This window comes from Parvibaculum sp. (assembly GCF_039680535.1).
In the GTDB taxonomy this organism is placed as follows: domain Bacteria; phylum Pseudomonadota; class Alphaproteobacteria; order Parvibaculales; family Parvibaculaceae; genus Parvibaculum.
Genome location: NZ_JBDKSS010000009.1, coordinates 34,487 through 50,548 on the forward strand (window position 1 = coordinate 34,487; position 16,062 = coordinate 50,548).

A 16,062-nucleotide genomic window follows, 5' to 3' on the forward strand; every position below is an offset into this window, starting at 1 on the left:
AGAGCGGCATGGGCGCGGCGGCGTCCGGAAGAACTGGGGAGGAGACGCGTCATGACCAGTGGTACCTATCGGATTCTCGGAGGGCTCGGTTCGCCCTATTCCATGAAAATGCGGGCTGTCTTGCGTTACAGGCGACTCCCGCATGTCTGGGTGCAATTGAACGACAGAAACGCTTACGAAATTGCCAACGTGAAGCCCGCTGTCATTCCCGTCATTCAGTTTCCAGACGGTTCTCACCGGAACGACTCGACCCCCATGATCTTCGAGCTTGAACGGCTTCATCCGGGCGAGCGTTCGATCGTGCCGGATGACGAGTGTCAGGCATTCCTCGCATTTCTGCTTGAGGACATGGCCGACGAATGGGGCACCAAGATGATGTTCCATTATCGCTGGTTCCGCGAGCGCGACCAGAAGCAGATGTCGGAGTGGCTTGCCTTCGACCGCCTTGCCGGACGTGGCCGTGAGGCGATCGACAAACATGCGGCACAGTTCGCGGCGCGGCAGATCGGGCGCATGGCGCTTGTCGGCTGCACAAAGAAAAACCAGCCGTTGATCGAGGAAACGGCGCGGCGCGTGCTCGCCCTGCTCGAGGCGCATGTGACGGAGGAGCCATATCTCTTCGGTTCCCGCCCCTCGCTCGCGGATTTCGGCTGGATGGGGCAGCTCTCGCAACTCGCCGTCGATCCGACGCCAGCCGAACTCATGCGCGAAATCGCGCCTTACACCTTCCGTTGGCTGGCGCAGCTTGACGATGCCTCAGGTGTCGAAGGCGAATGGCGCGATCCGGCTGCGCCGCTTTCGCCCGCGGTGAAAGGGCTCCTTGGCATGGCAGGCGAAGTCTATTTCCCATTCCTTATCGCCAACGAGGCGGCTTTGAAGAAGGGCGCGGAGACCTTTTCCTTCGTTGCGCTCGGCATGACTTATGAACAGGGCGCGTTCAAATATCAGGCAAAATGTCTTGCGGAGTTGCGCACGCGCTTCCGCGCTCTGAGCGAGCCCGCGCGCGAGCGGATCGCTCCGGCGCTGCGCGAAGCGGGTTGCCTGGACTATTTCGCCGCCGGTTGATGCGAGGGCGCGACAAGCCTTCGCTTGATTGATCCAAACATTGTCGGCACTCTTTCCGTCTTGCCGATCGGCACGGGACGTTCGGCGCCAAATCTTCATCGGGGATGATCATGGCGGAGAGACGAAAGACGACTGCACGCAAGGCGCCACGCAGCGCGGCCGCACGCGCCGCCGCGGGCGCGGGGCCAACGGAGGCCCGGCCATTGAAGAAGGTGGCGAAGCGCGCGCCTGCAAAGGCGAAGGCCGCGACCGGGGCCAAGGCGGCGGCACCGGCAAAGCCGCGCAAGACGGCGGCAAAGACCGTGAAGCTTTCGCCCGAACAGGCCAAGGCCAAGAAGGCGCTCGAAAAGCAGGTCAAGACGATCTCGCGCGACATCGACAAGGCCGAGCGCGAAGCGAAGAAGGCGTTGAAGGCGGCGGAAAAGCGCTATCGCGGTCTGGTTGCACAGCTCAAGACCGATCGGGGCAAGCTCCAGCAGCGGCTCAAGGTGCTCGCGGGGCAGGGCGAAAGCGCCTTCGACGAGATCAAGATCGGCGTCGAAGGCGCCTATAAGGAGCTGGCCGAGGCGGTGGTCAAAGCCTACGGGCACTTCAAGTAAGGCGCCTCGAATGGCGAGATAGGAGCGCGGGATCGCAATGGTCCCGCGCTTTTTCTTTATGTGCCGCCCTGCCTCCCATTGCGCGACGCCGCGCGAGCGGGCTTACTCGCGTGCAAAGCCATCAAGAATGAAACGGGAGGACTGTCATGAACCGCGTGCTTGCCCATACGGGCGCCAAATATCCAATCGTCCAGGCGCCGATGGGCTGGATCGCCCGCTATCCGCTCGCCTCCGCCGTCTCGAAGGCGGGTGGCATCGGGATCATAGAAACCTCGTCAGGCGAAACGGAAAACTGCAAGGCCGAGATCATGAAGATGATCGAGCTTGGCCTTCCCTTCGGCGTCAACCTGCCGATCATGTTCCTGCGCGACGACGCGATGCTGAAATTCGTCTGCAATTCGGGCGTGAAATTCGTCACGACTTCGGCGGGAAGCCCGGCGAAGTTCATCGCGCCGCTGAAGGATGCGGGCATCACCGTCTATCACGCCGTGCCGACGCTTGATGCGGCGGTGAAATGCGCCGAAGCGGGCATTGACGGGCTCGTCGTCGAAGGCGCCGAAGGCGGCGGCTTCAAGAATCCGGAAGAGGTCTCCACGCTGGTGCTGCTTCAGGCGATCCGTGCTGCTGTCGACGTGCCGCTCATTGCGGCAGGCGGAATCGCGGATGGACGCGGCATGGCGGCCGCCTTCGCGCTGGGCGCGGAAGCGGTGCAGATGGGCACGCGCTTCGTCAGCGCCGCCGAAAGCCCCGTCCACCAGAACTACAAGCAGAAGATCGTCGACTCGAAGGAAACGGGAACCTACGTCCTCAACAAGAAGGCGACGCCCTGCATCCGCGCGCTGAAGGCGAAGGCGCTCGACCCGATCCATGAAGAAGGCCGCATGCCGCCCGACATCCTGAAGAACATCATGGATGTCTATTTCGGTGGTGACATGGAGGCCGCGCCCGCCCTTGCCGGCCAGTCGGTCGGCCTCATCCATGAGGTGAAGCCGGTGAAGGAGATCATCGACGGCATGGTCGAGGAATTCTTCGCCATCTCGCAGCGGATGGGCGGCTACGCGAGCGCGCGCAACTTCGGCTGATCTTTCAAGGACCTGCGGGGCGGGGCGGACATGTGCCTCGCCCCGCCGCTGCAATCTTGAGAGTCTCTCGCAAGATTGCAGCGGAAGCGCCCGCCGCCCCGGAATGCGCAGGACCGGAATGCGCAAGAATTGTGAAATCTGCACGTCGAAGCGGCAGTTTTCCTAGGTTTTCATTGACACGCTGCACTGCGTCAATTACACGAGCGCTCGAAACGCAATCGCACGTGCCCCTGGCCAGACTGGTTACGTAACGGCGTACGCGTCTCTTTTGGAAAGTTTGGCGGCCTGCCACATCAGGCAAAACCCGCTGGGTTTCGAGGGAGAATGCATATGCCGGATTATAGTCTGAGGGGCTAACGCCCCGGATTAAAGCCGAGCCGTCCTGCGATGCAGGGCAGGCCGGGCGAGACCGCCCCGCACTCGGCAAAAACCTAGCGAAGCGTTTCTTCAAGAAAGCTTTTGTTTCATGGGCCCCGGCGCATCCCGGAAGGGATAATTCCGTCGTTGCGGAAAGCGTTCGGCAAGCCCGGTCATCTACTGGTTGGAGAGAGGCCATGTCCGAGCCCCGCGCCCTCTTCCAATTGGGGATCGACTTGAATCGCGATTCAAGGAAGACCCAGGCGGAAGTTCTCGAGTTCCCTCATCACGCTGCCGATCTCGGCGATGTCGAGACGCTGTCCGAAGGACCGCGCGCGCATGCCGAAGAGCGGAAGGATTTCTTCATTGAGCGCAACGGCGTGCGTTATGCCGGGACGCATCTGATCATCGACCTGATCGGCGCGAGCCGTCTGGACGATCTCGAGCATATCGAGAAGACGATGATCCGCTGCGTCGAGGTCTCCAAGGCGACGCTGCTCCATATTCACCTCCATCACTTCACGCCGAATGGCGGCGTGTCGGGTGTGGCGGTGCTGTCGGAAAGCCACATCTCGATCCACACCTGGCCCGAGGCGGATTATGCCGCGCTCGACGTCTTCATGTGCGGCGAGGCCGAGCCGCAGAACTCGATTGCCGTGTTGCAGGAAGCCTTCGGGCCGTCCAACATCCGCGTCGAGGAACTGCGCCGCGGCCAGGGCATGGTGTGATGACTGAAGGAACGAGCGGTTCGCGCTGGGTCACGGAAACCCTCCATGAAGAGGGAGGGCTTCGCACCTCCTATCGCGCGGACCGCGTTCTTTTCGAAGAGGCGACCGACCACCAGCATCTCGTCATTTTCGACAATCCGACCTTCGGCCGGATGATGGCGCTGGACGGCGCGACGCAGGTGACGGAGCGCGACGAGTTCGTCTATCACGAGATGATGACCCATGTGCCTGTGCTGGCGCATGGCAATGTGAAGAAGCTGCTCATCATCGGCGGCGGCGATGGCGGCATCCTGCGCGAGGCCGCGCGGCACAAGGGTATCGAGAAGATCACCATGGTCGAGATCGACCCGGCGGTGACGGATTTCTCGAAGGCCCATCTGGCGATGATCTCGGCAGGTGCATTCGACGATCCGCGCCTCGATCTCGTTTTCGCCGATGGTTCGAAATTCGTCGAAGGGCAGGGCGAAAACTACGACGTCATCATCGTCGACTCGACCGATCCCGTCGGTCCCGGCGCGGTGCTCTTCGAGGAAAGCTTCTATCGCAACGCCAAGGCCCGCCTCACCGAAGGCGGCATCATGGTGACGCAGAACGGCGTGCCGTTCCTGCAGCCGGTGGAGCTTACGAGCACCATCTCGAAGTTCCACCGCATCTTCCAGTTCAGCAGCTGCTATCTCGCCACCATCCCGACCTATGTCGGCGGACCCATGGCAATGGGCATCGGCACGGATGACGAGTTCGTCAAGGCCGTGACGCTGGAAGCGCTGGAGCATCGTTTCGAGGAAGCGAATTTCAAGACGCGCTACTACACGCCGGAAGTTCACAAGGCGGCCTTCGCGCTCCCTGCCTATGTGCAGGAGATCGTGGAAGCGGCGCGGAAATGATCCGCGCGGCCTCCGCCGCAAGTCTCAGTCTATTTTGGTCGCGCTGACCACGATGCCGTCGCCATCCGCATAGAGATATTCGCCGGGGCGAAAGGTCACGCCCGCGAAATTCACCACGACATCATATTCGCCGGCGCCTTTGCGCTCGCTGCGCTTCGGATGGGCGGCAAGCGCCTTCACGCCGACGGGCTGGGCCGCGATTTCGGCCGTATCGCGCACGCAGCCATTGATGACGAGACCCGCCCAACCATTCTTCGCCGCGAGTACCGCGAGATTGCCGCCGAACAGCGCGCAACGCAGAGAGCCGCCGCCATCGACCACCAGCACGCGACCATTGCCTGGGCCCTCCAGCGCCTGACGCAGCTTCGGATTGTCCTCGAAAGTCTTGAACGTCGTGATCGGCCCGGAGAAAGCGAGCTTGCCGCCGAAGTCACGGAAGATCGGTTCGGCATGCTGGATATCGGGATGGGCGTCGGAAAGATCGGTCGTTGCGGGTGAGGTCATTTTTCATTCCATGGATGCGATGGAAGGCGGGCGTCTTTTCTCATGTGTGTGGGGCGGGTGACAAGCGCGACAAAAAAGGGCCGTGGAGATCGCTCTCTACCGCTTGATCGCAGGATGCGTGCACGTGCCTACTGGAACTGCGCGACTTCCAGCGAGCTGCGGCCGGCATCAATGAAGATTCTCAGTCAGTCTCGCGAATTTCAAGAACATGGCAGTCAGGCTTTGAGAGTGCGATTTTCGGTCCTCCGCCTAGAGTTGTGCTACCGGATGGAACATATGTGATTACCCAATATTGCCAGGTCTTAACGTCTTCAAGTTCAACTATCGGCCTCCAAGTTTGGCGCTCCGGTTGAAACTCGAGGTAGACGTAAGACAAAATGTCCTTAGCGACTGCTATCGCCTGTTCTTTGCTCTCACAAATTCGCGGTGGAGCAGCATTTGCGTTTACAGCGAAGAAGCAGATAGCGGCAGCGAGCCATGGCATCTGACGAATAGCGGCAAGCCGGATCATATCGAGCGTTCCCCCGAAAATGCAAAAATAACGACCGCGCACGTGTAGGCAGAATATTGGTACTTGATGCTGCACCGCTGCGCCAAGTTGTTAGTTCACGGTGCGTTGTGGCGAGGGGTGCTGGCTTCATTGCGCTCATCAGCGACAATTACGATTGCACAACCCCATACAAAAAGGCCGCGGAGATTGCTCTCCGCGGCCTGATCGTTTTAGGCGTGCCGTTTATTAGTGGCCCGACTTGAACTGCGCGGCTTCGGTCGAGTCGCCGAGAGCGGTCGTCGAGCTTTCGCCGCCGGCGGCCGCCAGCGAGACGAGGTCGAAGTAGCCGGTGCCGACTTCGCGCTGATGGCGCGTCGCCGTGTAGCCCTTGGCTTCCGAGGCGAACTCGGCCTGCTGCAGCTCCGAGTAAGCCGCCATGCCGCGATCGCGGTAGCCCGAGGCCAGCTCGAACATGCCGTGGTTGAGCTGGTGGAAACCGGCCAGCGTCACGAACTGGTACTTGTAGCCCATCGCCGCGATTTCGCGCTGGAACTTCGCGATGGTTTCCTTGTCGAGCTTCGCTTCCCAGTTGAAGGAGGGCGAGCAGTTGTAGGCCAGCAGCTGGTCCGGGTATTCCTTGCGGACGGCTTCGGCGAAACGCTTCGCGTCGGCGAGGTTCGGGACCGAGGTCTCCCACCACAGCAGGTCGGCATAGGGCGCGAAGGCGAGGCCGCGCTTGATGCAATGATCGACGCCCGTGCCCGGCTTCAGGCGGTAGAAGCCTTCGACGGTGCGGCCCTTGTCGAAGTCGATGAACTCGTGATCGCGCTCGTCGATGTCCGACGTGATCAGGTTCGCGGACTCGGCGTCGGTGCGCGCCATGATGAGGGTCGGCGTGCCCATGACGTCGGCGCCGAGGCGCGCGGCGTTGAGGTTGCGCTCATGCGCGCGGGTCGGGATCAGAACCTTGCCGCCGAGATGGCCGCACTTCTTTTCCGAGGCGAGCTGGTCTTCGTAGTGAACGCCCGAAGCGCCGGCTTCGATATAGGCCTTCATGATTTCGAAGCAGTTCAGCGGGCCGCCGAAACCGGCTTCCGCGTCGGCGACGATGGGGAGGAACCAGTCGCGCTTCGCGCCGCCTTCCGAGTGCTCGATCTCGTCGGCGCGCTTCAGGGCGCGGTTGATCCTCTTGGCGAGTTCCGGACCGGCATTCGCGGGATAGAGCGACTGGTCGGGATACATCGCGCCGGCGGTGTTCGCGTCGGCGGCAACCTGCCAGCCCGAGAGATAGATCGCCTTGAGGCCCGCGCGCGCCATCTGCATGGCCTGGTTGCCCGAGAGGGCGCCCAGCGAATGCACGTAGTCGCCGGAGTTCAGCATTTCCCAGAGCTTGTTCGCGCCGCGCGTGGCGAGCGTGTACTCGATCGGGAAGGAGCCGCGCAGCTTCTCAACGTCTTCGACGGTGTAGTTGCGCTTCACATTGTCGAAACGGCCCTTGGGCGCGCTCGGGATGAGGTCGTAGAAGGTCTTCTTGCTCATGGGTCTGTCCTCGGGGGTCAACAATCGCAGATTGGGGATCGGGGATAGGTCTCAGTTCTCGTAGCTGACGAGCAGCTTGTAGGCCGGCAGCGTCAGGAACTCTTCGCATTCCTTGGCGGTGGCCATGTCCGAGAAGATGCGGATCGCGTCTTCGAAATGGCCGGAGGTCCAGCGCGTCTCGCCAAGGGTGGCGCGCAGTTTCTTCATTTCGTCGTCAAGCACGTCCTGGAAGAGTTCCGGCGTGACCGTGCGGCCGTCCGAAAGCTTCGCGGCGTGATAGAGCCACTGCCAGATCTGCGTGCGGCTGATTTCAGCCGTCGCCGCGTCTTCCATCAGATTGTAGAGCGGCACCGCGCCACGGCCGCCGAGCCAGGCTTCGATGTACTGCACGCCGACGCGGCAGCATTCGCGCATGCCTTCCTCGGTGCGCTCGCCCTGATGCGGCTCGAGCAGATCCTTCTGGCCGACATGCACGTCCTGACGCTGGCGGGCGAGCTGGTTCGGGCCGGTGAGCTTGCCGAAGATTTCCATGGCGACCGGCACGAGGTCGGGATGGGCGACCCAGGTGCCGTCATGGCCGTTCGTCGACTCGCGCTCCTTGTCGGCGCGCACCTTGTTGAAGGCCGCCTCGTTCGCGGCCTCGTCGCCCTTCACCGGGATCTGCGCGGCCATGCCGCCCATCGCGAAGGCGCCGCGCTCGTGGCAGGTCTTCACCAGGAGGAGCGAATAGGCGTTGAGGAAGTTCTTGCCCATGACGACCTGCGCACGGTCCGGCAGCAGGTAGTTCGGGTTCTTTCCGAGGCGCTTGATGTAGCTGAAGATGTAGTCCCAGCGGCCGCAGTTGAGGCCGGCGATGTGGTCCTTCAGCTCGTAAAGGATTTCGTGCATCTCGAAGGCGGCGGGCAGCGTCTCGATGAGGACGGTGACCTTGATCGAGCCGTTCGGGAGCCCAAGCGCCTTCTGCGAGTGGACGAAGACGTCGTTCCACAGGCGGGCTTCCTTGTGGCTCTCCATCTTCGGCAGATAGAAATAGGGGCCTGTGTTGTGCGCCTTCAGCTTCTTCGCGTTGTGGAAGAAGTAGAGGCCGAAGTCGAAGAGCGAGCCCGACATGGGCAGGCCGTCGATCTCGATATGGGCTTCATCGAGGTGCCAGCCGCGGGGGCGGACGTTCAGCACGGCATGCTTGTCGCTGACCTTGTAGGTCTTGCCCGTCGACTCTTCGGTGAAGCCGATCTTGCCGTCCCAGTAATCGATGAGGTTCAGCTGGCCGCCGATCATGTTGTCCCAGCTCGGCGCGGCCGCGTCCTCGAAGTCGGTCATGTAGGACTGGGCGCCGGAGTTCAGCGCGTTGATGACCATCTTGCGGTTGTCGACCGGGCCCGTGATCTCGACGCGGCGGTCGAGCAGGTCGGCGGGAATCGGCGCGACCTTCCAGTCGCCTTCGCGGATGGATTTCGTCTCGGCCAGGAAGTCGGGAAGCGCGCCGGCATCGAAGCGCTTCTGGCGCTCGGCGCGGGCAGCGAGGAGCTCGCGGCGGCGGGCGCCGAATTTGCGCTCAAGCTCGGCAATGAAAGCGACAGCCTCAGCGGTGAGCACGCGCTCGTAACCCGGCTTCACTTTTCCGCGAATCTTGACGCCGTCCTGGTTGGCGCCGACTGCCGACTGGCTCATGGGCTCTCTCTCCGCTGCTGGCTATGCTTTTCGCCTATGGGGCGCGGTCATACATCCTCAACAACGAAATGTCCAAACCATTCCTAAGTCGTTGAAATTGTTAAAGTAAAGAACTTCACAAGATGAGTGTAGGAAATCGTTGAGAATGTAAAGTTAGTAAATTATAGTGCCGCGAAACCACCCATTCGGAGGGCGTCCGGCGCCATGGCATCCGAGAAAAAAGTCTTTGCAGGTCCGCGCGTTAGGCGGCTTCGCCGGGAGCGCAACCTGACCCAGGCCCGCATGGCCGCCGATCTCGGGATTTCGGCGAGCTATCTCAATCTGATCGAGCGCAATCAGCGGCCCATGTCGGCCCAGATCCTGCTCAAGCTCGCCGAAGTCTATGATGTCGAGCTGAAGAGCCTTGCCGGGGACGACGAGGCCCGCGCGCTCACCGCGCTGCGCGAGGTCTTTGGCGACCCGCTATTCCGCGACAGCGGCCTTACCACGCAGGACATGCAGGAAGTCGCTTCGGCGAGCCCCGCAGCGGCGGAGGCTTTCTCCACGCTCTACCGCGCCTATCAGCAGGCGATCGCCAACACGTCGCTTCTCGCCGAGCGTCTGGCCGACCGCGATCTCATCGATGGAGGCCAGGCGGTCAATGCGCCGCTCGAAGAGGTGCGCGACTTCATCAACAGCCGCAACAACCACTTCCCGGCGCTGGACGAAACGGCGGAGGAGCTTTACCGCAAGGCCTCGCTCGGCGCGGACGAGCCCTATGTGAGCTTGCGGAATTATCTGCGCGTCGCGCATGGCGTGACGACCCGCGTCGTGCCCGCCGATCTCATGTCGGGCGAGCTTCGCCGCTATGATCGCCACCGCCAGACGATCTTCCTCTCCGAACTTGTCGACCAGCCGGGCCGCTCGTTCCAGCTTGCCTATCAGCTCGCCTATTTCGAGCAGTCGCGCGCGATCGAGGACATCGTGGAAACCGCGGGCCTCGAAGACGATGAGGCGCGCACGCTGTGCCGGGTCTCGCTTGCCAATTATTTCGCGGCGGCGCTGCTCATGCCCTATGCGGCCTTTCTGAAAACGGCAGAGGAGTCGCGCTACGATCTGCGCCTCGTCGGGCGCCGCTTCGGCACGAGCTTCGAGCAGGTCTGCCATCGCCTCACGACATTGCAGCGGCCCGGTGCGCGGGGCATTCCCTTCTTCCTCATCCGCGTCGACAATGCGGGCAATGTGTCGAAGCGCTTTTCGGCGGCGGGTTTCCATTTTGCGCGCTTCGGCGGCACATGCCCGCGCTGGAATGTGCATGACGCCTTCCGCGTACCGGGGCAGATCTACACGCAGGTCATCCAGATGGAGGATGGCACGCGCTATTTCTCCATCGCGCGCACGGTGAGCCGCGCGGGCTCCGGCATTGGCGTCCCCGGCGACCAGTATGTGGTGGGCCTCGGCTGCGAGATCACCCATGCGCGCAAGCTCGTCTACAGCCAGGGCTACGACCTCAATGACGAGCGCGGCGCCATGCCCATCGGCGTTAACTGCCGTCTGTGCGAGCGGCTCGATTGTTCGCAACGCGCCTTCCCGCCGCTGAAGCAGAGGCTGCGCGTCGAGGATCATGTGCGCGGCATCTCGCCCTTCGGCGTGCCGGTGAACAATGGTTGAGGCGGCCGAGCGTCAGCGGATGCGGCAGCATGTGGTCGCCGCTGCAGGCGTTTTGGCGCTGCATGCCTTGCTGCTGATTGCGCTTCTCCACCGCGCGGCTCCTGACTTGCATCAATCGGCGCCTGCGCTTGTAACGGTCGATCTTTCGTTGCGGGAAAAGCCTGCGGAACTGCAGTCGAAGCCGAAGGCGGAACCGAAGCCCGTCAGAACTTCGCAGCCCGTGCGAAGACAGCAGCCGATCATCCCAAAGCCGATTGCTCCGCATCCCGCCGTGGCGGCGCCGGCTGCCACGACGCCGTCAGCGCCGGCGGCCGCCGCGCCGCCATCGGCCGCGACGGCAACCAGCGATGCGCTCACCGCGTCAAATGCCGCCCGGGAGGACTACTCGGCGAAGCTGCAGGCGTGGCTCGCGGCGCATAAGCGCTATCCGGTGCAGGCGCGGCGCATGCGGCTGGAAGGGTCGGCATTACTTCAGTTGAGGGTCGGGCCGGAGGGGCAGGTCGTTGCACATCGCATCGAACAGAGTACGGGCTCCGTCATTCTCGACCGCGAGGTGGAGGCGATGCTTGCGCGTTCCGAGCCCTTGCCCGCGCCGCCTGCGAATCTGGCGGGCGGGAATCCGGAGTTTCACTTCCTGATCCATTTCGATCTTGGCGAGTTCGACTAGCTCCCTTGGCGCGGCCCGTCACGGTTCGGGCGAAGCCGGCTCCCCTCTCGCAGCACGAGGCCTTGGGCAACGTCCGCAAACTCCGCTTCGGCGCAATATCGAGCGAAGCGCTCGATGAAGTCCTTCATCTCCGCGTTGCTGGGACCGCTGTATTTCCCCTTGAGCCGCCGTCTCGTCGTGCGAATGGCTGACGAAATGGCGTTCTTCAGATCGGACATCGTCCACTGCGCCCCAAGCCAGCGCGGCCATGGCGAAGTGGCCAGAAAGGCTTGATAAAGCCTGTAGGCCTGAGGATCGGGAAAGAGCGGCTTTTCCTTGCCGAAACGCTTCCAGGGTTTGTCGGAGCCGGCGTAATGCACGATCGCGGGTTCGATCAGGTCATGCAGCGGCAGATACGGTCTGCGTCGAGGCAGCATGTTCCAGACCGGCGACAGCGCCGCGAATTGCCCATCGAGCACGGCATTCAGGCTGTCCTCATCGGGCAGCAGGCAGAGCTTCGGATTGCGGCGCACATAGTCGAGAGTGCGTGCGGTCAGCCCCGCGCTGTTCCAGGCGGCGACGTCGATGCAGATCACGCCGGTATTGCAGTAGCAGTATGGTCGGCTCATTCCCAGCTCTGCGAAATGGGTCTCTCCAATGGCCTGCTCCTTTGCCGTCGTGAAGACGACGCCGCGGCGCTGCGCCGCGATTGCGTGGCCGCCGAGATCGAGACCGAAGAGGGGCGTTACATCTGCATGAATGGTGAGGTCGGTGTCGAGATAGAGAATGCGTTCGTAGCGCTGGGAGAAGATTTCGGGGAGGAGGAGTTTGACCAGCGTTGCAGTCGTCAATCGCCCTGGGTTGATGGTGATGTCTCGTAACGGTTCGAAGTCGATAATTTCGTGTCTGATGCCCTTTGCCGCCATCCATTGCCGGTCGGCTTCCGTGGCGGCGGCGTCATCGGTCACGATCACGATATCGAATGGCGTGACGGCCTTCGCATGAGCGCGAACGGCATCGGCGACAAAGAGCGCCGGTATGAACATGTTGCGGTCGGTGCAAAGCACCACGGCATGTCGCGCGGCGACCGCTTCCTTTTCGACGTTATTTTGCAATGTCCCCCGCCCCCGCTGAATGCTCCGGGCGCAATGCTAGACCGGCAACAATCCGATTGCGAGAGAAGGGCGCGTCAGCGGATCAGACGCTCCGCCGGGAACCTCAGCGTGATATCCATCGGCAGGTGGCCGCCGCCATGCGCCTCGAGTGTGCCCCCATGGAGCTCCATCACCTTGCGTGTGAGCGAGAGCGCGAGGCCCTGCGCGCGCGCCGCGCCGCTGTCCTCGGTGCTGAGGAAGGGATCCTCGGAATAGGGCAGGCGGGCCTGAAGCCGGTCTTCACTCTCCCCGACGACCTCGTTCAGCGTCAGCAGCAATCCATGCTCGTTTTCCGAAACTGTGAGGCGCAGCGTTGCGCCGCGCCGTGCGCTGAAGATCGCCTCGGCGATGAGGCGGAAAAGCCCCTGGCGAAGGCGCTTCGCGTCGCCGCGCAGGCCGGGCAGTCTGGCCGGACAGTCGATCTCGATCTTGAGCCCTTCCTCGCCCGCACGGATTTTCTGGCTCGCGACGGCGATGTCGAGCAACTGGCCGAGATTGCAGATCTCGTCCGTAAGGCTCGCATTCTCCGTTTCGGCGTCGGCGATGCCGAGCAGGTCCTCGATCATGTCGAGCAGCATGGTGCCGCTCGAATGAATGTCGCGCGCATATTCGCGGTAGCGTTCTCCGCCGATGGGGCCGAGCTGTTCGTTCTTCATCATCTCGGAAAAGCCGATGATATGCGTCAGCGGCGTCCGGAGATCGTGATTGACGTTTGAGAAGAAGCTGCGGCTGCGCTGTCTCGCTTCGCGGCTCTGGGCTTCTGCGGCCTCCATCGTGCGTTCGAGCTTCCGCCGCACGGTGATGTCGTTGAGCGCGGCGACGCGGGCGGGCACGCCGCCCCAGCGCGAGTCGACGATGCGCATCTCCGCAAAGCGGTTGTCGCCATCCGGACGCAGTACCGCCACCTCATGTTCGCCGGGTTCCGTGGGCAGACCGAAAGGCTTGCCGACCAGTTCATCGGCGCTGCGCCCCATCAGTTCCTCCGCGGCGGCATTCACGAAGCGGACATTGCCGTGGCTGTCGAGAATGACCATCGCTTCCGATGCTTCCTGCACCACCGTCATCTGCGGTTCGGCGGCCGGTCGAACTTCGGCGATCTCGCGCCTGTCGCGCGCCTGCCGCCGCGCCACGGCGCGGCGAAGTGCCAGCATGACCGTTTGCGCCGCGCCGATGTCGGCACTGAGGCAATCTTCCGCGCCGGCCGCCATGGCGCGCATCTGCAAGGCGGCGTCTTCGCAGCCGACGGCGAGCACGGGCGCGTCGGGCCCGAGCGCGATGACGCGTTTCAGAAGTTCGATCTCGCCATTTGCTCCATCGGCGATGTCGACGATCACGGCGTCGATGCCGGGGCTGAGCAATGGCGCGAAGCCCTGCGTCGGGGATGACACGCTGAAACTGATGGCGGCAGTTCCACAGCCTGATGCCCGCAAGAAGGCGTCACGCACCGCACCGCTGCCGCTCACCACATGGGCCGCGAGCGGCGGCAGGGGAGTCTGTCCCTCAAAGCCGGTTCTGATAGTGGGGCCCGCCGACCACGATTGCGTCGCACGGCTCATCATAAGCCTTCCTTCCGGCCCCCGCCCTTGGTCGACTTGAAGACTCTCGTCGCGCTTCAAACGACCGGTCCACCCATCCAACGCGCCCTGCAACTTAACTCCCGCACTGGTGAAGCATTGCCCTTGGATACCGCCCGCAAATCAGTGCGGCTTCCGCTTCACGTTGCGTTAAGAATCGGCTGCAGAAGTAAATACTTGGTAAACGCGGCGGATATCTTGTGGGGGCGTGTGAGCGACCTACAAGAATAAGCGGTCGCTTTGTTTCTGAAAAAACTCTTTCGGACCAATGGCTTCAGCCCCGAAGGGCGGCCGCCGGCGTTTGGTAAACAAAATTCCTCCGCTTCACTTTTCGTTAAGGCGCGCCAGTGGCGGCCCGCCGCCAGCGCCATGTGGCTCATGTCCGAGACAGGAAGCTGAGGCCAAACTTGTTCCAGTCCCCGCAATGGGTTAGGTATGCGCCCGCGCCGTTTCGGCGCCTTCAGACGGTTTCCGACGGTCATGGCCAAGCAGGAAAAGACCTTTCGCCCCAAGGCACGCGTGCCGAAGGGGCTTCGCGACGTCGCCGCCCCCAATGTGCGGGCCGAGGCGCGCATGCTTGCGCGCATCCGTGAGGTCTATGAGCGCTATGGCTTCGACCCGCTGGAAACCTCGGCGCTCGAATATGCCGATGCGCTGGGCAAGTTCCTGCCCGACGAGGATCGCCCGAACGAAGGCGTCTTTTCCTTTCAGGACGATGACGAGCAGTGGCTGGCGCTGCGCTACGACCTGACGGCGCCGCTTGCCCGTTACGTGGCCGAGAATTACGACGGCTTGCCCAAGCCCTTCCGCCGCTACCAGACGGGTCCCGTCTGGCGCAACGAGAAGCCGGGTCCGGGCCGTTTCCGCCAGTTCACTCAGTTCGATGCCGACACGGTCGGCGCCCCGACCATCGCGGCCGATGCCGAGATGTGCATGATGGGCGCGGACTGCCTTGAAGCGCTGGGCCTCCAGCGCGGGCAGTACCGGCTGCGCGTCAACAATCGCAAGGTGCTCGACGGTCTCCTCGAGGAGATCGGCCTCGGCACCGATGCGGAGGATCGCACGCACATGACCGTGCTGCGCTCCATCGACAAGTTCGACAAGCTCGGCCGCCGCGGCGTGGAGCTTCTGCTCGGCGCGGGCCGTAAGGATGAATCCGGCGACTTCACGAAGGGCGCAGGATTGGCGCCCGAGCAGATTTCGCGCGTGCTCGACTATGTGGAATCGGGTCTCAACGAGGGTTCCGCCGATCGCGGGCTCGTGCTCGAAGGCTGGCGCAAGGTTGTCGGCAACAGCGCCATCGGCCGCGAAGGCATCGACGAGCTTGCCGAGATGGACGCGCTCTTCGCGGCGGCGGGCTATGGGCCCGATCGTATCGAGTTCAATTCCTGGATCGTGCGCGGTCTTGGCTATTACACCGGCCCCGTCTTCGAAGCCGAGCTTCTCTTCGACGTGAAGGACGAAGACGGCAATCTCGTGCGCTTCGGCTCCGTCGGTTCGGGCGGACGCTATGACGGGCTCATCGAGCGCTTCAAGGGCGTGAAGGTTCCCGCCACCGGTTTCTCGGTCGGTGTCAGCCGCTTGCAGGCCGCGCTCGAGGCGCTGGGCCGTGTCGAGAAGGACATTGTCGCGCCGCCGGTCGTCGTGCTGACGCTCGATGCCGCCAATATGGCCGGCTATCAGGGCATGGTCGGCGAGCTTCGCAATGCGGGCATCCGCGCCGAAATGTATCTCGGCGGTTCGGGCATGCGCGCCCAGATGAAATATGCCGACAAGCGCGGCGCCCCCGTCGCCGTCATCGAGGGCGAAGACGAGCGCGCCAAGGGCATCGTCACGCTGAAGGACCTGATCCTCGGCTCGGAGGTCTCGCGCGAGATCACCGACAATGCCGAATGGCGCCAGAGCGCCGCCGCCCAGATCGAGGTCGAGCGGTCGAAGCTCGTTGAGGGCGTCGTCGAGATTCTGGCCCGCCACGGTCTCCATTCGGGGCATCACGGCCGTTAAGGCCCATATCTCCGCTTTCCCGACATTTACCATTCCATGTTAAAAGGGCGCGGCCGGAGGGTCCGGCGCGCGAAGGATCAAGACCATGTCATCGACGCCTGAGAGAAATCCGGCG

Annotated in this window: 13 protein-coding genes; 8 read left to right on the top strand and 5 right to left on the bottom strand. The window is 62.9% G+C overall.

The window, feature by feature from the left end:
- Positions 1-51: 51 nt before the first annotated feature.
- The 5 genes from ABFC66_RS05430 to speE all read left to right on the top strand — a co-directional run bounded on the left by ABFC66_RS05430 (position 52) and on the right by speE (position 4,715).
- Positions 52-1,065 carry a glutathione S-transferase N-terminal domain-containing protein gene (locus tag ABFC66_RS05430; protein WP_346739955.1) on the top strand — a complete coding sequence of 338 codons (1,014 nt, stop codon included), beginning with the start codon at positions 52-54 and terminating at the stop codon, positions 1,063-1,065.
- Between the two features lie 110 nt (positions 1,066-1,175).
- A complete protein-coding gene (locus tag ABFC66_RS05435; protein ID WP_346739956.1) occupies positions 1,176-1,664 on the top strand; it encodes a hypothetical protein in 489 nt (162 codons plus the stop codon).
- Between the two features lie 146 nt (positions 1,665-1,810).
- Positions 1,811-2,746, top strand: a complete 936-nt coding sequence (locus ABFC66_RS05440; RefSeq protein WP_346739957.1) for a nitronate monooxygenase — start codon at positions 1,811-1,813, stop codon at positions 2,744-2,746.
- A 593-nt stretch (positions 2,747-3,339) separates the two neighbouring features.
- Positions 3,340-3,831, top strand: coding sequence for an adenosylmethionine decarboxylase (gene speD / locus ABFC66_RS05445; RefSeq protein ID WP_346739958.1), 492 nt, complete (start codon positions 3,340-3,342; stop codon positions 3,829-3,831).
- Positions 3,831-4,715 carry a polyamine aminopropyltransferase gene (gene speE, locus ABFC66_RS05450; protein ID WP_346739959.1) on the top strand — a complete coding sequence of 295 codons (885 nt, stop codon included), beginning with the start codon at positions 3,831-3,833 and terminating at the stop codon, positions 4,713-4,715. The genes speD and speE overlap by 1 nt, the downstream gene beginning before the upstream one ends.
- Positions 4,716-4,739: 24 nt before the next feature.
- Here speE and rraA read toward each other — a convergent pair whose 3' ends face one another.
- The 3 genes from rraA to aceB all read right to left on the bottom strand — a co-directional run bounded on the left by rraA (position 4,740) and on the right by aceB (position 8,919).
- Positions 4,740-5,219 carry a ribonuclease E activity regulator RraA gene (gene rraA, locus ABFC66_RS05455; protein ID WP_346739960.1) on the bottom strand — a complete coding sequence of 160 codons (480 nt, stop codon included), beginning with the start codon at positions 5,217-5,219 and terminating at the stop codon, positions 4,740-4,742.
- A 736-nt stretch (positions 5,220-5,955) separates the two neighbouring features.
- A complete protein-coding gene (gene aceA / locus ABFC66_RS05460) occupies positions 5,956-7,248 on the bottom strand; it encodes an isocitrate lyase (protein WP_346739961.1) in 1,293 nt (430 codons plus the stop codon).
- 51 nt (positions 7,249-7,299) lie between these two features.
- Positions 7,300-8,919: a malate synthase A gene (gene aceB, locus ABFC66_RS05465; protein WP_346739962.1), complete on the bottom strand. Its 1,620-nt coding sequence runs from the start codon at positions 8,917-8,919 to the stop codon at positions 7,300-7,302.
- A 204-nt stretch (positions 8,920-9,123) separates the two neighbouring features.
- On the opposite strand from aceB, the gene ABFC66_RS05470 reads away from it, so the two are divergent.
- Together ABFC66_RS05470 and ABFC66_RS05475 are read left to right on the top strand one after the other, a co-directional pair.
- A complete protein-coding gene (locus ABFC66_RS05470) occupies positions 9,124-10,569 on the top strand; it encodes a short-chain fatty acyl-CoA regulator family protein (protein WP_346739963.1) in 1,446 nt (481 codons plus the stop codon).
- On the top strand, positions 10,562-11,236 hold the full coding sequence (locus tag ABFC66_RS05475; protein WP_346739964.1) for a TonB family protein: 675 nt from the start codon (positions 10,562-10,564) through the stop codon (positions 11,234-11,236). Before ABFC66_RS05470 ends, ABFC66_RS05475 begins: the two co-directional genes overlap by 8 nt.
- On the opposite strand, the gene ABFC66_RS05480 is transcribed toward ABFC66_RS05475, so the two are convergent.
- A complete protein-coding gene (locus tag ABFC66_RS05480) occupies positions 11,233-12,330 on the bottom strand; it encodes a glycosyltransferase family 8 protein (RefSeq protein WP_346739965.1) in 1,098 nt (365 codons plus the stop codon). The genes ABFC66_RS05475 and ABFC66_RS05480 overlap by 4 nt on opposite strands.
- A 74-nt stretch (positions 12,331-12,404) precedes the next feature.
- On the bottom strand, positions 12,405-13,928 hold the full coding sequence (locus tag ABFC66_RS05485; RefSeq protein ID WP_346739966.1) for a histidine kinase dimerization/phospho-acceptor domain-containing protein: 1,524 nt from the start codon (positions 13,926-13,928) through the stop codon (positions 12,405-12,407).
- A 495-nt stretch (positions 13,929-14,423) separates the two neighbouring features.
- Here ABFC66_RS05485 and hisS point away from each other — a divergent pair, with 495 nt between their 5' ends.
- Positions 14,424-15,947: a histidine--tRNA ligase gene (hisS, locus tag ABFC66_RS05490; protein WP_346739968.1), complete on the top strand. Its 1,524-nt coding sequence runs from the start codon at positions 14,424-14,426 to the stop codon at positions 15,945-15,947.
- The last annotated feature ends 115 nt before the right edge of the window (positions 15,948-16,062 follow it).

Excerpts from the sequence above, each read along its gene's own strand:
- ABFC66_RS05485 (WP_346739966.1), bottom strand. The coding sequence starts at position 13,928 with ATGATGAGCCGTGCGACGCAATCGTGGTCGGCGGGCCCCACTATCAGA.
- ABFC66_RS05475 (WP_346739964.1), top strand. The coding sequence starts at position 10,562 with ATGGTTGAGGCGGCCGAGCGTCAGCGGATGCGGCAGCATGTGGTCGCC.
- ABFC66_RS05470 (WP_346739963.1), top strand. The coding sequence starts at position 9,124 with ATGGCATCCGAGAAAAAAGTCTTTGCAGGTCCGCGCGTTAGGCGGCTT.
- ABFC66_RS05435 (WP_346739956.1), top strand. The coding sequence starts at position 1,176 with ATGGCGGAGAGACGAAAGACGACTGCACGCAAGGCGCCACGCAGCGCG.
- hisS (WP_346739968.1), top strand. The coding sequence starts at position 14,424 with ATGGCCAAGCAGGAAAAGACCTTTCGCCCCAAGGCACGCGTGCCGAAG.
- rraA (WP_346739960.1), bottom strand. The coding sequence starts at position 5,219 with ATGACCTCACCCGCAACGACCGATCTTTCCGACGCCCATCCCGATATC.
- speE (WP_346739959.1), top strand. The coding sequence starts at position 3,831 with ATGACTGAAGGAACGAGCGGTTCGCGCTGGGTCACGGAAACCCTCCAT.
- ABFC66_RS05430 (WP_346739955.1), top strand. The coding sequence starts at position 52 with ATGACCAGTGGTACCTATCGGATTCTCGGAGGGCTCGGTTCGCCCTAT.
- ABFC66_RS05440 (WP_346739957.1), top strand. The coding sequence starts at position 1,811 with ATGAACCGCGTGCTTGCCCATACGGGCGCCAAATATCCAATCGTCCAG.
- aceB (WP_346739962.1), bottom strand. The coding sequence starts at position 8,919 with ATGAGCCAGTCGGCAGTCGGCGCCAACCAGGACGGCGTCAAGATTCGC.
- aceA (WP_346739961.1), bottom strand. The coding sequence starts at position 7,248 with ATGAGCAAGAAGACCTTCTACGACCTCATCCCGAGCGCGCCCAAGGGC.